Source organism: Streptomyces sp. NPDC046308 (genome assembly GCF_055588065.1).
On record NZ_JBVJFB010000002.1, the window covers coordinates 1233946 to 1248375 of the forward strand.

13 protein-coding genes are annotated in these 14430 nt (G+C 71.5%); 7 read left to right on the forward strand and 6 right to left on the reverse strand.

The window, feature by feature from the left end; translation table 11 throughout:
• The first annotated feature begins 34 nt into the window (after positions 1-34).
• The 7 genes from ACZ6JT_RS13080 (at position 35) to ACZ6JT_RS13110 (ending at position 7477) form a co-directional block, all read left to right on the forward strand.
• Positions 35-262 (forward strand): 4Fe-4S dicluster domain-containing protein, encoded by a 228-nt coding sequence (locus ACZ6JT_RS13080; RefSeq protein ID WP_030710222.1) that lies wholly within the window; start codon positions 35-37, stop codon positions 260-262.
• A gap of 14 nt (positions 263-276) precedes the next feature.
• A complete protein-coding gene (locus ACZ6JT_RS13085) occupies positions 277-1623 on the forward strand; it encodes an ABC transporter substrate-binding protein (protein ID WP_469209426.1) in 1347 nt (448 codons plus the stop codon).
• A complete protein-coding gene (locus tag ACZ6JT_RS13090; protein WP_469209427.1) occupies positions 1620-2480 on the forward strand; it encodes an ABC transporter permease in 861 nt (286 codons plus the stop codon). Before ACZ6JT_RS13085 ends, ACZ6JT_RS13090 begins: the two co-directional genes overlap by 4 nt.
• On the forward strand, positions 2477-3238 hold the full coding sequence (locus tag ACZ6JT_RS13095; RefSeq protein WP_469209428.1) for an ABC transporter ATP-binding protein: 762 nt from the start codon (positions 2477-2479) through the stop codon (positions 3236-3238). The genes ACZ6JT_RS13090 and ACZ6JT_RS13095 overlap by 4 nt, the downstream gene beginning before the upstream one ends.
• 11 nt (positions 3239-3249) lie before the next feature.
• Positions 3250-6009, forward strand: coding sequence for a fumarate reductase/succinate dehydrogenase flavoprotein subunit (locus ACZ6JT_RS13100; protein ID WP_469209429.1), 2760 nt, complete (start codon positions 3250-3252; stop codon positions 6007-6009).
• A 119-nt stretch (positions 6010-6128) separates the two neighbouring features.
• Entirely contained in the window at positions 6129-6734 is a 606-nt protein-coding gene (locus ACZ6JT_RS13105; RefSeq protein ID WP_469209430.1) for a hypothetical protein, read from the forward strand.
• Positions 6735-6856: 122 nt separating this feature from the next.
• On the forward strand, positions 6857-7477 hold the full coding sequence (locus tag ACZ6JT_RS13110) for a Uma2 family endonuclease (protein WP_469209661.1): 621 nt from the start codon (positions 6857-6859) through the stop codon (positions 7475-7477).
• 65 nt (positions 7478-7542) lie between these two features.
• Here ACZ6JT_RS13110 and nuoN read toward each other — a convergent pair whose 3' ends face one another.
• From nuoN to nuoI, 6 genes are read right to left on the reverse strand one after another with little or no spacing between them, the layout of a single operon-like run.
• Positions 7543-9189, reverse strand: a complete 1647-nt coding sequence (gene nuoN, locus ACZ6JT_RS13115) for an NADH-quinone oxidoreductase subunit NuoN (RefSeq protein WP_469209663.1) — start codon at positions 9187-9189, stop codon at positions 7543-7545.
• Between the two features lie 5 nt (positions 9190-9194).
• The gene (locus tag ACZ6JT_RS13120; protein ID WP_469209431.1) at positions 9195-10787 is read right to left on the reverse strand and encodes an NADH-quinone oxidoreductase subunit M; all 1593 of its coding nucleotides are present in this window, start codon (positions 10785-10787) and stop codon (positions 9195-9197) included.
• 1 nt (position 10788) lies between these two features.
• Complete coding sequence (gene nuoL / locus ACZ6JT_RS13125) at positions 10789-12708, reverse strand: NADH-quinone oxidoreductase subunit L (protein ID WP_469209432.1); 1920 nt, start codon at positions 12706-12708, stop codon at positions 10789-10791.
• A 9-nt stretch (positions 12709-12717) separates the two neighbouring features.
• Positions 12718-13017, reverse strand: coding sequence for an NADH-quinone oxidoreductase subunit NuoK (gene nuoK / locus ACZ6JT_RS13130; RefSeq protein ID WP_008738417.1), 300 nt, complete (start codon positions 13015-13017; stop codon positions 12718-12720).
• Positions 13014-13820: an NADH-quinone oxidoreductase subunit J gene (locus ACZ6JT_RS13135; protein ID WP_365482390.1), complete on the reverse strand. Its 807-nt coding sequence runs from the start codon at positions 13818-13820 to the stop codon at positions 13014-13016. Before ACZ6JT_RS13135 ends, nuoK begins: the two co-directional genes overlap by 4 nt.
• On the reverse strand, positions 13817-14428 hold the full coding sequence (gene nuoI, locus ACZ6JT_RS13140) for an NADH-quinone oxidoreductase subunit NuoI (RefSeq protein WP_469209433.1): 612 nt from the start codon (positions 14426-14428) through the stop codon (positions 13817-13819). The genes ACZ6JT_RS13135 and nuoI overlap by 4 nt, the downstream gene beginning before the upstream one ends.
• Positions 14429-14430: the final 2 nt, after the last annotated feature.

A 14430-nucleotide genomic window follows, 5' to 3' on the forward strand; every position in this document is an offset into this window, starting at 1 on the left:
GCCACCGCCACACCCCCCTTCCCTGGAGACAGCCATGCCTCTGGTCCCCCAGCGCGGCGACGTGCCCGTGACCATCGACGAGTCCCTGTGCATCGACGGCTGCACCCTCTGCGTCGACATGTGTCCGCTCGACTCGCTCGCGATCCGCGAGGACAACGGCAAGGCCTACATGCACGTGGACGAGTGCTGGTACTGCGGCCCGTGCGCCGCCCGCTGTCCCACCGGCGCGGTCACCGTCAACATGCCCTATCTGCTCCGGTGAAAGGCTCCACTCCCATGCGTACGAAGGCCCTCGCGCCCGCGCTCGTCCTGCTGCTCGCCCCGCTCGCCACGGCCTGCGGCGGCGACGCCTCCGGGGCGTCCGGCTCCAGGACGGTCACCGTGACCGTCGGCTACCAGTCCAAGACCATCAACACCGTCACCGCCGGCACCCTGCTGCGCTCCCTCGGCTACTTCGAGCAGGAACTCGCCGCGCGCGGCAAGCAGGACGGCGTCACGTACAAGGTGGACTGGCAGGACTACGCCACCGGCGCCCCGATCACCGCCCAGATGACCGCCGGGAAGATCGACATCGGTTCGATGGGTGATTTCCCGCTCCTCATCAACGCGGCGCGCGGCAAGGAACTGGGGCAGCCCACCCACCTCGTCTCCGTGACCGGCTACAACCTGCGCGGCGGCCTCAACACCGTGGTCACCGCCCCGGATTCGAAGCTCGGGTCCCTCGCCGACCTGCGCGGCAAGAAGGTGTCGACCAGCGTGGGCTCCGCCGCCGACGGCACCCTGGTACGGGCCCTGCAGCGTGCCGGGATCGACCCGGAGAGCGGCATCCAGAAGCTCAACCAGCAGCCCAGTGTGGGAGCTTCGGCCCTTCAGGCGGGCAGCGCGGACGCGCTGTCGCAGTTCGTGGCGTGGCCGGGGCAGCTGACGTACGAGGGCAGGGCGAAGGCCCTGTACGACGGCGCCGAGCTGAACCTGCCGACCTTCCACGGGGTCACCGTGCGCGAGAAGTTCGCGAAGGAACGGCCGGGCGTACTGGAGGACTTCCTGAAGGCGCAGCGCAAGGCCACCGACCAGCTGCGCGCGGAGCCGGTGGCGGCCGCCGAGTCGGTGGCGAAGGAGACGGGCCTGCCGGCGGAGGTCGTGTACCTCTACAACGGCGCGAACGGCATCGCCACCTTCGATCCGGCCCTGCGCCCCGAGCTGATCGACGCCCTGAAGCAGGACGCGCCGGTGCTGCAGGCGGGCAAGCTGGTCGGCGACGTGGACGTCGACGCCTTCGTGGACCCGGAGCCCCTGAAGCGGGCGGCGGCCGGCGCGCCGGAGTACCCGAAGGCGGCGGCCCCCAGGTCCGAGCTGTGGCTGAAGGGCCAGAGCCGCACGCAGTCCTTCGACTCCCCGCGCGAGCTGCTGAAGGCGGCGCGCGGTGCGGACGTCCGGGCGGCGTACGTGCCGGACGCGGTGACGGGCACGCTGTGGTTCGCGGACAAGGCGGTGTGGGTGGCCGAGGGGCCGGAGCTGCGCGCCTTCGTCACGCAGGCGGGCGCCACGGCCTACGTCGACCAGCACCGGGGATCCGGGGCGCGGATCCTGAGCTTCGCCGAGGCCGGGGCCCTGGCGTCATGACGGGGGGCCGCTGGCTGCTGCGGGCGGCCTCGCTCGGGGCGGCGCTCCTGCTGTGGCAGGGGCTGACCTCGCTCGACGTGAACCTGTGGCTGCGTTTCGAGCAGTTCCCGACGGTCGGCGAGATCGCCTCGACGTTCGCGGAGCGGGCCCGGACCCCGGACTACTGGCAGGACCTGGCCTCCAGCCTGCGCCGGATCGTGACGGGCTTCGTGCTCGCCGCCGCCCTGGGCGTGGTGGTGGGCACGGCCGTCGCCCGGTCCCGGACCGCGGCCGACGTGCTGGGCCCGCTGCTGGAGGTGCTGCGTCCGATCCCGGCGATCGCGCTGGTCCCGGTGGCGATCCTGATGTTCCCCTCCAACGAGCAGGGGATCGTCTTCATCACCTGCGCGGCCGCCTTCTTCCCGGTGCTGGTCTCGACGCGGCACGCGGTGCGGGCACTGGCCCCGGTGTGGGAGGAGGCCGTCCTGACGATGGGCGGCGGGCGGGCGCGGGTGCTGTTCTCCGTGGTCCTGCCGGGGGCCCTGCCGGGCATCTTCGGGGGCCTGTCGGTCGGCATAGGGGTGGCGTGGATCTGCGTGATCTCGGCCGAGATGATCTCCGGCGAGTACGGGGTCGGCTACCGCACCTGGCAGGACTACACGGTGGTCGACTACCCGGGTGTCTTCGTCGGCATGGTCACCATCGGCGCGCTGGGCTGGCTGACGTCCACGGCCGTGGAACGCGCGGGCCGCCGCCTGACCTCCTGGCTCCCCCGCACCGCCGTGTCCCCCGCCGCCCCGCCCCGGCCCCGCCCCTCTTTTCAGGCCGTGCGGCGTACGACCCCGCAGGGCACGACCACCGGAGGGATGCGGAAGTGACCACCCTGACCACCCGGAAACCGGACGCCGGCCGGAAACCCGGCGCCGCCCTCGCCCTGCGCGGGGTACGGCTCGGCCACCGCGGGCACGTGGTGCTCGACGGGGTCGACCTGACGGTCGAGGCCGGGGAGGTGCTGGCCGTCGTCGGCCCCTCCGGATGCGGGAAGTCCACGCTGCTGCGCACCCTGGCCGGCCTGCTGCCGCCGCTGGGCGGCACGGTCGAACAGGACGGGCGGCCGCTGACCGGCCCGGCCGCCGACCGCGCCCTGATCTTCCAGGACGACGCCCTGCTCCCCTGGCGCACCGTCCGCGCCAACGTCGAACTCCCCCTCGCCATCGGGCGCCCCCGCCGGCTGCCGCGCGCCGAGCGGCGGCGGGTCGCCGAGGAGTGGCTGGAGCGCGTCGGGCTGGGCGGCCACGCCGACCGGCTCCCGCACCAGCTCTCCGGCGGGCAGCGCCAGCGCGTGCAACTGGCCCGCGCCCTCGCCGCGCGCCCGCGCGCCGTCCTGATGGACGAGCCCTTCGGGGCGCTCGACGCCCAGACCCGGGCCGAGATGCAGGACCTCCTCGTGGACGTCCTCGCCGGCACCGGCGCGAGCGTCGTGTTCGTCACCCACGACGTGGACGAGGCCCTGTTCGTCGGGGACCGCGTCGCCCTGCTCGGCAGCGGCGAGGTGGTCTCCGTACCGCATCCCCGCGACCGCGGGCGCGCGCCGGCCCATGCCGCCCTGCGGCAGCAGATCATCGACTCTCTCTGAAAGGCAGCACCGTGGACATCCCCGCGATCGGCGACGCCGAGGAACTCTCCTGCGACGTCCTCGTCATCGGCGGCGGCACCGCCGGCACGATGGCGGCGCTGACCGCCGCCGAGCACGGGGCCCGCGTCCTGCTGCTGGAGAAGGCCCACGTACGCCACTCCGGCGCCCTCGCCATGGGCATGGACGGCGTCAACAACGCCGTCGTCCCGGGCCGCGCCGAGCCCGACGACTACGTCGCCGAGATCACCCGCGCCAACGACGGCATCGTGGACCAGTCCACGGTCCGCCAGACCGCCACCCGCGGGTTCGCGATGGTCCAGCGCCTGGAGTCCTACGGGGTGAAGTTCGAGAAGGACGAGCACGGCGAGTACGCGGTGCGCCAGGTCCACCGCTCGGGCTCGTACGTGCTGCCCATGCCCGAGGGCAAGGACGTCAAGAAGGTCCTCTACCGGCAGCTGCGGCGCCGCGAGATGCGGGAGCGGATCCGGATCGAGAACCGGGTGATGCCGGTGCGCGTCCTCACCTCGCCCGAGGACGGCCGGGCCATCGGCGCGGCCGCCTTCAACACCCGTACGGGCGCCTTCGTGACGGTCCGCGCGGGCGCGGTGATCCTGGCGACCGGCCCGTGCGGACGCCTCGGACTGCCCGCCTCCGGGTACCTGTACGGGACGTACGAGAACCCCACCAACGCCGGGGACGGGTACGCGATGGCGTACCACGCGGGAGCGGCCCTCACGGGGATCGAGTGCTTCCAGATCAACCCGCTGATCAAGGACTACAACGGGCCGGCGTGCGCGTACGTCGCGAACCCCTTCGGCGGCTACCAGGTCAACCGGCACGGCGAGCGCTTCGTGGACTCCGACTACTGGTCGGGGCAGATGATGGCGGAGTTCGCGGCCGAACTCGCCTCGGACCGCGGCCCGGTGTACCTGAAGCTCAGCCACCTCCCGGAGGAGTCGGTGGCCTCGCTGGAGTCGATCCTGCACACCACCGAGCGGCCGACGCGCGGCACCTTCCACGCGGGCCGCGGCCACGACTACCGCACCCACGACATCGAGATGCACATCTCGGAGATCGGGCTGTGCGGGGGCCACTCGGCCTCGGGCGTCCGCGTCGACGACCACGCCCGCACCACGGTCCCGCGGCTGTACGCGGCCGGGGACCTGGCGTCCGTCCCGCACAACTACATGATCGGGGCGTTCGTCTTCGGCGATCTGGCGGGCGCGGACGCGGCCCGGTACACGGCGTACGAGGGCGAGTTGCCGGCCGGCCAGGTGGCGGCGGCCCACGAGCTGATCTACCGGCCGCTGCGCCGTCCGGACGGGCCGCCGCAGCCGCAGGTGGAGTACAAGCTGCGGCGGTTCGTGAACGACTACGTGGCGCCGCCGAAGACGGGCGCGAAGCTCTCCCTGGCCGTGGCCGCCTTCGACCGCATGTCCGGCGAGATCGAGGAGATGGGCGCGACCACCCCGCACGAGCTGATGCGGTGCGCGGAGGTGTCCTTCATCCGCGACTGCGCGGAGATGGCGGCCCGCTCCTCGCTGGCCCGTACGGAGTCCCGCTGGGGCCTCTACCACGAGCGGCTCGACCACCCGGAGCGCGACGACGCGGGCTGGCTGCACCACCTGGACCTGCGGAAGTCCGCCTCGGGGGCGATGGAGTTCACGGCCCGGCCGGTGGAGCCGTACCTGGTGCCGGTGGACGGGTTCGCCCCGGCCGGCGGCCCCTCGCGGCACCTGGGCGAGGTCGCCCTCGTGCCGGTGGCCACGGCGGGGCGGGCGGAAGCCGCGCCGGCGCACGGGTCCGGGCCCGCGGGCGCGGGGGCCGCGCCCGCGGGGGCGGCCGCACCGGCGGAAGCGGCCCCCGGACCGGAGGACCCGCCCGTCGAGCCGGCGGGGAGCGCCTCGCCCCGGATCCTGGAACTGCTCGCCCTGGCGGAGGAGTCACCCGGCCTGGACCTGCTGGGCCCCTATCTCGACGACCCCGATCCCGGGGTCCGGGCGGCGGCCGTCGCCGCGCTCGGCGAGACCGTCCCCGCGGGGGCCGGGCCCGCGCTGGCCGCGCGGCTCGCGGACGCGGCCCCCACCGTACGGGCGGCCGCCGCGGCCGCGCTGCGCGAGCTGGTGGAGGTGCTGCCGGGCGGGCCGGAGCTGGCGGCCGGGCTGCGCACCGCGCTGGCCGTGCCCGACGCGGCGGTGCGCTCGGCCGCGCTCGAAGCCCTGCGGGCCCTGCGGTTGGGCGACGCCGGGCTGTACGCGGCCTCGCTGGCCGATGCCGACCCGGAGGTCCGCATCCACGCGGTGCGGGCCCTGGTCTCGGTGGACGCGGTGCCGGCGCTGGCCGCGGCCGCGGCGGATCCGGCCCGTGAGGTCCGGGTGGCGGTGGCCAAGGGGCTGGCCTCGGTGCACGCCCCGGCCCCGGCCCCGCTGGACCCGCTGCTGGGCGATCCGGATCCGCTGGTGCGGGGCGCCGCCCTGGCGGCGCTGGCCTCGACCGGCTGCCCCGCCGGGTACGCCGGGAGGGCGGTGTCGGCCCTGGCGGACGCCGCCTGGCAGGTCCGGGCCGGAGCGGCCGCCGCGCTGTCGGCCGCCGCGCCGAGGGCGGCCGTACCGGCCCTGGCGGGGGCGCTGGCCGACGCCAACGCCGATGTGCGCAAGGCCGCGGTCCTCGCCCTGCTGGCCCACCGGGACACCGCGGCGGCCCGGGCGGCGCTCGCCACGGCGGTCACGGACCCGGACGCGGACGTGCGCGCGTACGCCGGCCGGGCCTGAGGGCCGGGCCCCGTTCGGAGGCGCGCCGCGTGCGGCGGGCCGGGCGGGCCGGGATGGTGGACGGACGAACCGAACCGGGAACCCGTACCCCGTACCCCCACCGCCCAGGAGCCGCCGCCATGTCCGTACGCCGTCTGAAGACCGTCCTCACCTGTGCGGCCGCCCTGTCGCTCGGCCTCGTCGCCGTGGCCCCGGCGCACGGGGTCGAGGGGCCCGCCCCCGACCCGCGCGATGCCGGGGCCATGAAGGACATGGCGACGGCCATCGCGGTGACGGCCAAGTACGTCGACGAGCGGGAGGCCCTCAAGGACGGGTACGTCCCGAAGGGCGAGTCCTGCATGACCAACCCGTTCGGGGTGGGCTCCATGGGCTACCACTACGTCAAGCAGGCCAACTGGGGCTCGATGGACCCCGCCAGGCCGACCGCGCTCCTCTACAGCACCGAGAAGGACCACAAGGGCCGCCGCAGGCTCCAGACCGTGGAGTGGATGTACACCGACCGGGACCAGGACCTGAAGACCGCCGACGACCGTCCGAGCATGTTCGGGCTGCCCTTCGACGGCCCGATGCCGGGCCACTGGGCGGGCATGCCCAAGCACTACGACCTGCACATGTGGGCGTACAAGGAGAACCCGGCCGGCCGCTTCCACAACTGGAACCCGGCCCTGACCTGCCCCAAGAAGAACACGGCCGCAGGGGCCGCCGGGCACGCTCACGGCCGCTAGTCCGCGCCGGCCTGCATGGTCAAGTGCCAGCAGCATATGACTCACCCATAAGGACGGCTTTTCGCGAGAACTCCGGCGATACGCTGAACGCACTCGCGAGACTCTGCCCCATGGGAGCACTGATGAGCGTCGAACCCGCCGCGCCGCAGCCTGAGCCGGAGCCGGGCCCCCGCTGGCCCATCCCGCCTGCGGGCGGCTGGACCGCGGACGACCTGGACACGCTTCCGAATCTGCCTCCGCACACGGAGCTGATCGACGGGAGCTTGATCTTCGTGAGTCCGCAGAGCATCTTCCACGAGCGAGCCATCGACTTGTTCAAGTGGCAGCTGCGGTCGGCGGCCCCCGCCGACTTCGAGATCTTTCGCGAGTTCACGATCGACATCGACAAACGCAATCGGCCTGAGCCGGATGTGGTGGTCGTACGCACTGACGTCGTAGACGATCTGGAACAGACCCGGTTCCCTGCCGAGGCAGTGGTGCTGGCCATCGAGGTGGTCTCCCCCGACTCTGTCGGACGCGACCGCGAAACCAAGCCGTTGAAGTACGCCAGGGCCGGGATCATCCACTTCTGGCGGGTCGAGAACAAGGACGGACGTGCTGTGGTCTACGTCTACGAGTTGGATCCGGCCACGGGCGCCTACGTCGCGACGGGGATCTTCCACGACCGTCTGAAGGTCTCCGTACCCTTCGCCATCGATGTCGATCTCACGGCGATCACGCCCCGGCACCGTCCGAAGAGGTAGCCCACGCAACGGCGAAGGGCCCGGCTCCCCGAAGGGGGCCGGGCCCTTTCCGTGCGGCGGACCGGTCAGCGGACGAACGTGCTCGCCTGCCCGGCCAGGTCCAGGAAGTACTGCGGGGCCACGCCGAGGATCACGGTGACCGCGACACCCACCGCGATGGTGGTCATCGTCAGCGGCGAGGGCACCGCCACCGTCGGGCCGTCGGCCTTCGGCTCGCTGAAGAACATCAGGACGATCACCCGGATGTAGAAGAACGCGGCGATCGCGGACGAGAGGACACCGACCACGACCAGCGCCCCCGCGCCGCCCTCCGCCGCCGCCCGGAACACGGCGAACTTGCCCGTGAAGCCCGACGTCAGCGGGATGCCGGCGAAGGCCAGGAGGAACACCGCGAAGACGGCCGCCGTCAGCGGCGAACGCCTGCCCAGCCCGGCCCACTTGGACAGGTGCGTCGCCTCGCCGCCCGCGTCGCGCACCAGCGTGACCACCGCGAAGGCGCCGATCGTCACGAACGAGTACGCGCCCAGGTAGAAGAGGACGGACTGGACGCCCTGCGCCGAGGTCGCGATCACACCGGCCAGGATGAAGCCCGCGTGCGCGATCGAGGAGTAGGCGAGGAGCCGCTTGACGTCGGTCTGGGTCACGGCGATGACCGCGCCCGCCAGCATCGTGACGATGGCGATCGCCCACATCACCGGCCGCCAGTCCCACCGCAGGCCCGGCAGCACCACGTACAGCAGCCGCAGCAGGGCGCCGAACGCGGCGACCTTCGTGGCGGCGGCCATGAAGCCGGTGACCGGGGTCGGGGCGCCCTGGTAGACGTCCGGGGTCCACATGTGGAACGGGACCGCGCCGACCTTGAAGAGCAGACCCATCAGGATCAGCGCGCCGCCGATCAGCAGCAGCGCGTCATTGCCCATGGTGGAGGCCAGCGCCGGGTCGATCTTCGTGACCGTGCCGTCGACCACGTCGGCGATCACCGCGTACGAGACCGAGCCCGCGTACCCGTAGAGCAGCGCGATGCCGAAGAGGAGGAAGGCGGAGGAGAAGGCACCCAGCAGGAAGTACTTCACCGCGGCCTCCTGCGACATCAGCCGCTGGCGGCGGGCGACGGCGCAGAGCAGGTACAGCGGGAGGGAGAAGACCTCCAGCGCGACGAACAGCGTCAGCAGGTCGTTGGCCGCCGGGAAGATCAGCATTCCGGCGATCGCGAACAGCGCCAGCGGGAAGACCTCGGTGGTGGTGAAGCCCGCCTTGACGGCGGCCTTCTCGCTGTCGCTGCCCGGTACGGACGCCGCCTGGGCGGCGAAGGAGTCCACCCGGTTGCCGTGCGCCGCCGGGTCGAGGCGCCGCTCGGCGAAGGTGAAGACCGCGACGACCGAGGCCAGCAGGATGGTGCCCTGCAGGAACAGCGCCGGACCGTCGACGGCGATGGCGCCCATCGCCGCGATGTGGGCCTTGGTCGAGCCGTACCCGCCGGCCGCGAGGCCGACGACCGCCGCGAAGGCCGAGGCCAGCGCCGCGACGGCGAGGAACACCTGCACGTAGTACCGGGACTTGCGGGGCACGAAGGCCTCCACGAGGATCCCGAGGACCGCCGCGCCCACCACGATCAGCGTGGGCGCGAGCTGTGCGTACTCGATGGTCGGTGCCGGGATCCGGTCGACCGGTGCCTCGGCCGCCAGTGTCCACAGGCTGTGGGCGGAAGTCACTGTGCTCACTTCGCCGCCTCCCCGTTCTTGGCCTCGACAGCCACCTCGGGCTTCGGGTCCGTCTGCTTCACGTCCGACATGGTGTGCTCCACCGCCGGGTTGACGATGTCGGTGAGCACCTTCGGGTAGACGCCCAGCCCGATCAGCAGTGCGATCAACGGGGCGACCACCAGCAGCTCCCGCAGGCGCAGGTCCGGCATCGTGCGGACCTCCTCCTTCACGGGGCCGGTCATCGTGCGCTGGTAGAGCACCAGCGTGTAGAGCGCGGCGAGCACGATGCCCACGGTGGCGATGATGCCGACCACCGGGTACCGGGCGAAGGTGCCGACCAGGACCAGGAACTCGCTGACGAAGGGCGCGAGGCCCGGCAGCGAGAGGGTGGCGAGGCCGCCGATCAGGAAGGTGCCGGCGAGGACCGGGGCCACCTTCTGGACGCCGCCGTAGTCGGCGATGAGCCGCGAGCCGCGCCGCGAGATCAGGAAGCCGGCCACCAGCATCAGCGCCGCCGTCGACAGGCCGTGGTTGACCATGTAGAGGGTGGCGCCGGACTGACCCTGGGAGGTCATCGCGAAGATGCCCAGGATGATGAAGCCGAAGTGCGAGATCGAGGCGTAGGCGACCAGCCGCTTGATGTCCCGCTGGCCGACCGCGACCAATGCGCCGTAGACGATGCTGATCAGGGCCAGGACCAGGATCACCGGCGTGGCCCACTTGCTGGCGTCCGGGAAGAGCCCGAGGCAGAAGCGGAGCATCGCGAAGGTGCCGACCTTGTCGACGACCGCGGTGATCAGGACGGCCACCGGTGCGGTGGACTCGCCCATCGCGTTCGGCAGCCAGGTGTGCAGCGGCCACAGCGGGGCCTTCACCGCGAAGGCGAAGAAGAAGCCGAGGAAGAGCAGCCGCTCGGTGTTGGTCGTCATGTCGAGCGTGCCCGCGGCGCGGGCGGCGGTGATCTCCTGGAGCGAGAAGTTCCCGGCGACCACGTACAGCCCGATGACGGCGGCCAGCATGATCAGGCCGCCGACTAGGTTGTAGAGGAGGAACTTGACCGCCGCGTACGAGCGCTGCGCGGCCGCGTTCTCGTCGGTACCGGAGTGCGCCCGGTCCCCGAAGCCGCCGATGAGGAAGTACATCGGGATGAGCATGGCTTCGAAGAAGATGTAGAAGAGGAAGACGTCGGTGGCCTCGAAGGAGATGATCACCATCGCCTCGACCAGCAGGATCAGGGCGAAGAAGCCCTGGGTCGGCCGCCACCGGGAGCTCTTGGTCTCCAGGGGGTCGGCGTCGTGCCAGCCGGCCGCGATCACGAAGGGGATCAGGAGCGCGGTGAGCCCGATGAGGACCACCCCGATCCCGTCGACGCCCAGTTCGTAGCGGACGCCGAAGTCGGCGATCCAGGGGCGGGATTCGGTGAGCTGGTAGCGGTCGCCGCCGGGGTCGAAGCGGACCGCGACGAGCACGGCCAGGGCCAGTGTCGCCAGCGAGAAGAACAGCGCGAGCCACTTGGCGGCGGTCCTGCGGGCGGCCGGGACGGCCGCCGTCAGGATCGCACCGGCCGCGGGGACCGCGGCCGTCACCGTCAGAAGCGGGAAACTCATTTCACACCGCCCTCATCAGCAGGGTCGCGGCGATCAGGACCACCGTGCCCCCGAACATCGAGACCGCGTAGCTGCGGGCGTAGCCGTTCTGCAGCTTGCGGAGCCGGCCCGAGAGCCCGCCGACCGAGGCGGCCGTCCCGTTGACCACACCGTCGACCAGGCTGTGGTCGACGTACACGAGGGAGCGGGTCAGGTGCTCCCCGCCGCGCACCAACACGACGTGGTTGAAGTCGTCCTGGTACAGGTCCCGGCGGGCCGCCCGGGTGAGGAGCGAGCCGCGCGGGGCGACGACCGGGACGGGCCTGCGGCCGTACATCGCCCAGGCGATGCCGACGCCGACGACCAGGACCACCATGGTCGAGGCGGTCACCGTCATGGCGCTGACCGGCGGGTTGCCGTGCTCGTAACCGGTGACGGGCTCCAGCCACTTGAGGAAGCGCTCGCCGATCTCGAAGAAGGCGCCGGCGAAGACCGAGCCGAACGCCAGGATGACCATCGGGATGGTCATCGACTTCGGGGACTCGTGCGGGTGCGGCATGTGGCCCTCGCCCGCGGCGGAGCCGCTGTCGGACACCGTCGGCTGCCAGCGCTTCTCGCCGAAGAAGGTGAGGAGCATGACGCGGGTCATGTAGAACGCCGTGATGCCGGCGCCCAGCAGGGTCACGCCGCCGAGGATCCACCCCTCGGTGCCGCCCTTCGCGAAGGCGGCCTCGATGATCATGTCCTTGGAGAAGAAGCCGGACAGGCCCGGGAAGCCGATGATGGCCAGGTATCCGAGTCCGAAGGTGACGAAGGTGACCGGCATGTACGTGCGCAGGGCGCCGTACTTGCGCATGTCCACCTCGTCGTTCATCCCGTGCATCACGGAACCCGCGCCGAGGAAGAGGCCCGCCTTGAAGAAGCCGTGCGTCACCAGGTGCATGATCGCGAAGACGTAGCCGATCGGGCCGAGGCCGGCGGCGAGGATCATGTAGCCGATCTGCGACATCGTCGAGCCCGCCAGGGCCTTCTTGATGTCGTCCTTCGCACAACCGACGATCGCACCGAAGAGCAGCGTGACCGCGCCCACGACGGTGACCACCAGCTGCGCGTCCGGCGCCCCGTTGAAGATGGCGCCCGAGCGGACGATCAGGTACACGCCCGCGGTCACCATGGTGGCGGCGTGGATCAGGGCCGAGACCGGCGTCGGGCCCTCCATCGCGTCACCGAGCCAGGACTGCAGCGGGACCTGGGCGGACTTGCCGCAGGCGGCCAGCAGCAGCATCAGGCCGATCGCCGTCAGCGTGCCCTCGGAGGTCTCGCCCACCGACGCGAGCACCGGCCCGAAGGCGAAGGTCCCGAAGGTGGTGAACATCAGCATGATCGCGATCGACAGGCCCATGTCGCCGACGCGGTTGACGAGGAAGGCCTTCTTCGCGGCGGTGGCCGCGCTGGGCTTGTGCTGCCAGAAGCCGATCAGGAGGTACGAGGCGAGGCCCACGCCCTCCCAGCCGAAGTACAGCAGCAGGTAGTTGTCGGCGAGGACCAGCAGCAGCATGGCCGCGACGAACAGGTTGAGGTAGCCGAAGAAGCGGCGGCGGCGCTCGTCGTGCTCCATGTACCCGATCGAGTACACGTGGATGAGCGTGCCCACCCCGGAGATCAGCAGGACGAACGTCATCGACAGCTGGTCCAGCTGGAAGGCCATGTCCGCCTGGAAGCCCTCGACGGGGATCCAGGTGTACAGGCGCTGGTACAGGGTCCGGTCCTCGCCGCTGCGCGACAGCATGTCGGCGAACAGGGCGACGCCGAGCCCGAAGGAGACGGCCGCGAGCAGGGTGCCGATCCAGTGACCGACCTTGTCGAGGCGCCGGCCGCCGCACAGCAGCACCACCGCTCCGAGCAGGGGCGCTGCCACCAGCAGCGCAATCAGGTTCTCCACAGCGACCCCTTACAGCTTCATCAGGCTGGCGTCGTCGACCGAGGCCGAGTGGCGGGTACGGAACAGCGACACGATGATCGCCAGGCCGACCACGACCTCCGCGGCGGCGACGACCATCGTGAAGAACGCGATGATCTGGCCGTCGAGGTTGCCGTGCATCCGCGAGAAGGCGACGAAGGCGAGGTTGCAGGCGTTGAGCATCAGCTCGACGCACATGAACAGCACGATCGCGTTCTTGCGGATCAGCACGCCGCTCGCGCCGATGGTGAACAGCAGGGCCGCCAGGTACAGGTAGTTGACCGGATTCACTTGGATGCCTCCTCGCGGCCGAGGCGCTCCGCCGACGCCTGCTCCAGCGCCTTCAGGTCGTTCAGCGCCTCGCTCGACACGTCACGGATCTGGCCGCGGGCGCGCAGTGTCTTGCTGACCGTCAGCTCGGACGGGGTGCCGTCCGGCAGCAGACCGGCCACGTCCACCGCGTTGTGCCGGGCGTAGACGCCGGGCGCGGGCAGCGGCGGAAGCTGCACGCCCTCGCGGACGCGCTTCTCGGCCAGCTCGCGCTGGGTGGCGGCCCGTTCGGTGCGCTCGCGGTGGGTGAGCACCATCGCGCCGACGGCCGCGGTGATCAGCAGCGCGCCGGTGATCTCGAAGGCGAAGACGTACTTGGTGAAGATCAGCTGGGCCAGGCCCTCGACGTGTCCGGCGGAGTTGATCCGGCCGAGCCCGTTGAAGTGGGTGAGCTTGGCGTGGGCGATGCCGGCGATCAGCAGGATGCCGAAGCCGAGCCCGCACAGGGCGGCCAGCCAGCGCTGCCCCTTGATGGTCTCCTTCAGGGAGTCGGCGGCGGTGACGCCGACGAGCATGACCACGAAGAGGAACAGCATCATGATCGCGCCGGTGTAGACGATGACCTGGACGACGCCCAGGAAGTACGCCCCGTTGGCGAGGTAGAAGACCGCCAGGATGATCATCGTCCCGGCCAGGCTGAGGGCGCTGTGCACGGCCTTCTTCATCAGGATCGTGGCCAGGGCGCCGATGACGGCGACCGTGCCGAGGACCCAGAACTGCACGGCCTCGCCGGTGGAGGTGAGGGTTGCCGCGGTGGTGCTCACGCCTGCACCTCCTCGGCCTCGGGCGCCGTCACCGGCTCGTCCTCGGGCTTCTCGCCCTTGGTGACCGCGACCTGCCGGACCGTGCCGGGGGCGGCCCCCGTCACCTGCCCGCGGTAGTAGTCGGTGTCCTCCGTGCCGGGGTACATCGCGTGCGGCGCCTCGACCATGCCCTCGGTGAGGCCGACGAGCAGCTGCTCCTTGGTGTAGATGAGCGACTCACGGCTGGCGTCGGCCAGTTCGAACTCGTTCGTCATGGTCAGGGCCCGGGTCGGGCACGCCTCGACGCACAGCCCGCACAGGATGCAGCGGGCGTAGTTGATCTGGTAGACGGCGCCGTACCGCTCGCCCGGGGAGTAGCGCTCCTCCTCGGTGTTGTCCGCGCCCTCCACGTAGATCGCGTCGGCGGGACAGGCCCAGGCGCACAGCTCGCACCCGATGCACTTCTCCAGACCGTCGGGGTGCCGGTTGAGCTGATGCCGTCCGTGGAAGCGCGGGGCGGTCGTCTTCTGCTGCTCCGGGTACTGCTCGGTGAGGCGCTTCTTGAACATGGCCTTGAAGGTCACGCCGAAGCCCGCCACCGGGTTCTGCCACTTGTCGTCGTCGGACATCT

Coding starts and splice junctions, on each gene's coding strand:
- ACZ6JT_RS13110 (WP_469209661.1), top strand. CDS start 6,857: ATGAGCGTCGAACCCGCCGCGCCGCAGCCTGAGCCGGAGCCGGGCCCC.
- ACZ6JT_RS13080 (WP_030710222.1), top strand. CDS start 35: ATGCCTCTGGTCCCCCAGCGCGGCGACGTGCCCGTGACCATCGACGAG.
- nuoI (WP_469209433.1), bottom strand. CDS start 14,428: ATGTCCGACGACGACAAGTGGCAGAACCCGGTGGCGGGCTTCGGCGTG.
- ACZ6JT_RS13105 (WP_469209430.1), top strand. CDS start 6,129: ATGTCCGTACGCCGTCTGAAGACCGTCCTCACCTGTGCGGCCGCCCTG.
- ACZ6JT_RS13090 (WP_469209427.1), top strand. CDS start 1,620: ATGACGGGGGGCCGCTGGCTGCTGCGGGCGGCCTCGCTCGGGGCGGCG.
- ACZ6JT_RS13120 (WP_469209431.1), bottom strand. CDS start 10,787: ATGAGTTTCCCGCTTCTGACGGTGACGGCCGCGGTCCCCGCGGCCGGT.
- ACZ6JT_RS13085 (WP_469209426.1), top strand. CDS start 277: ATGCGTACGAAGGCCCTCGCGCCCGCGCTCGTCCTGCTGCTCGCCCCG.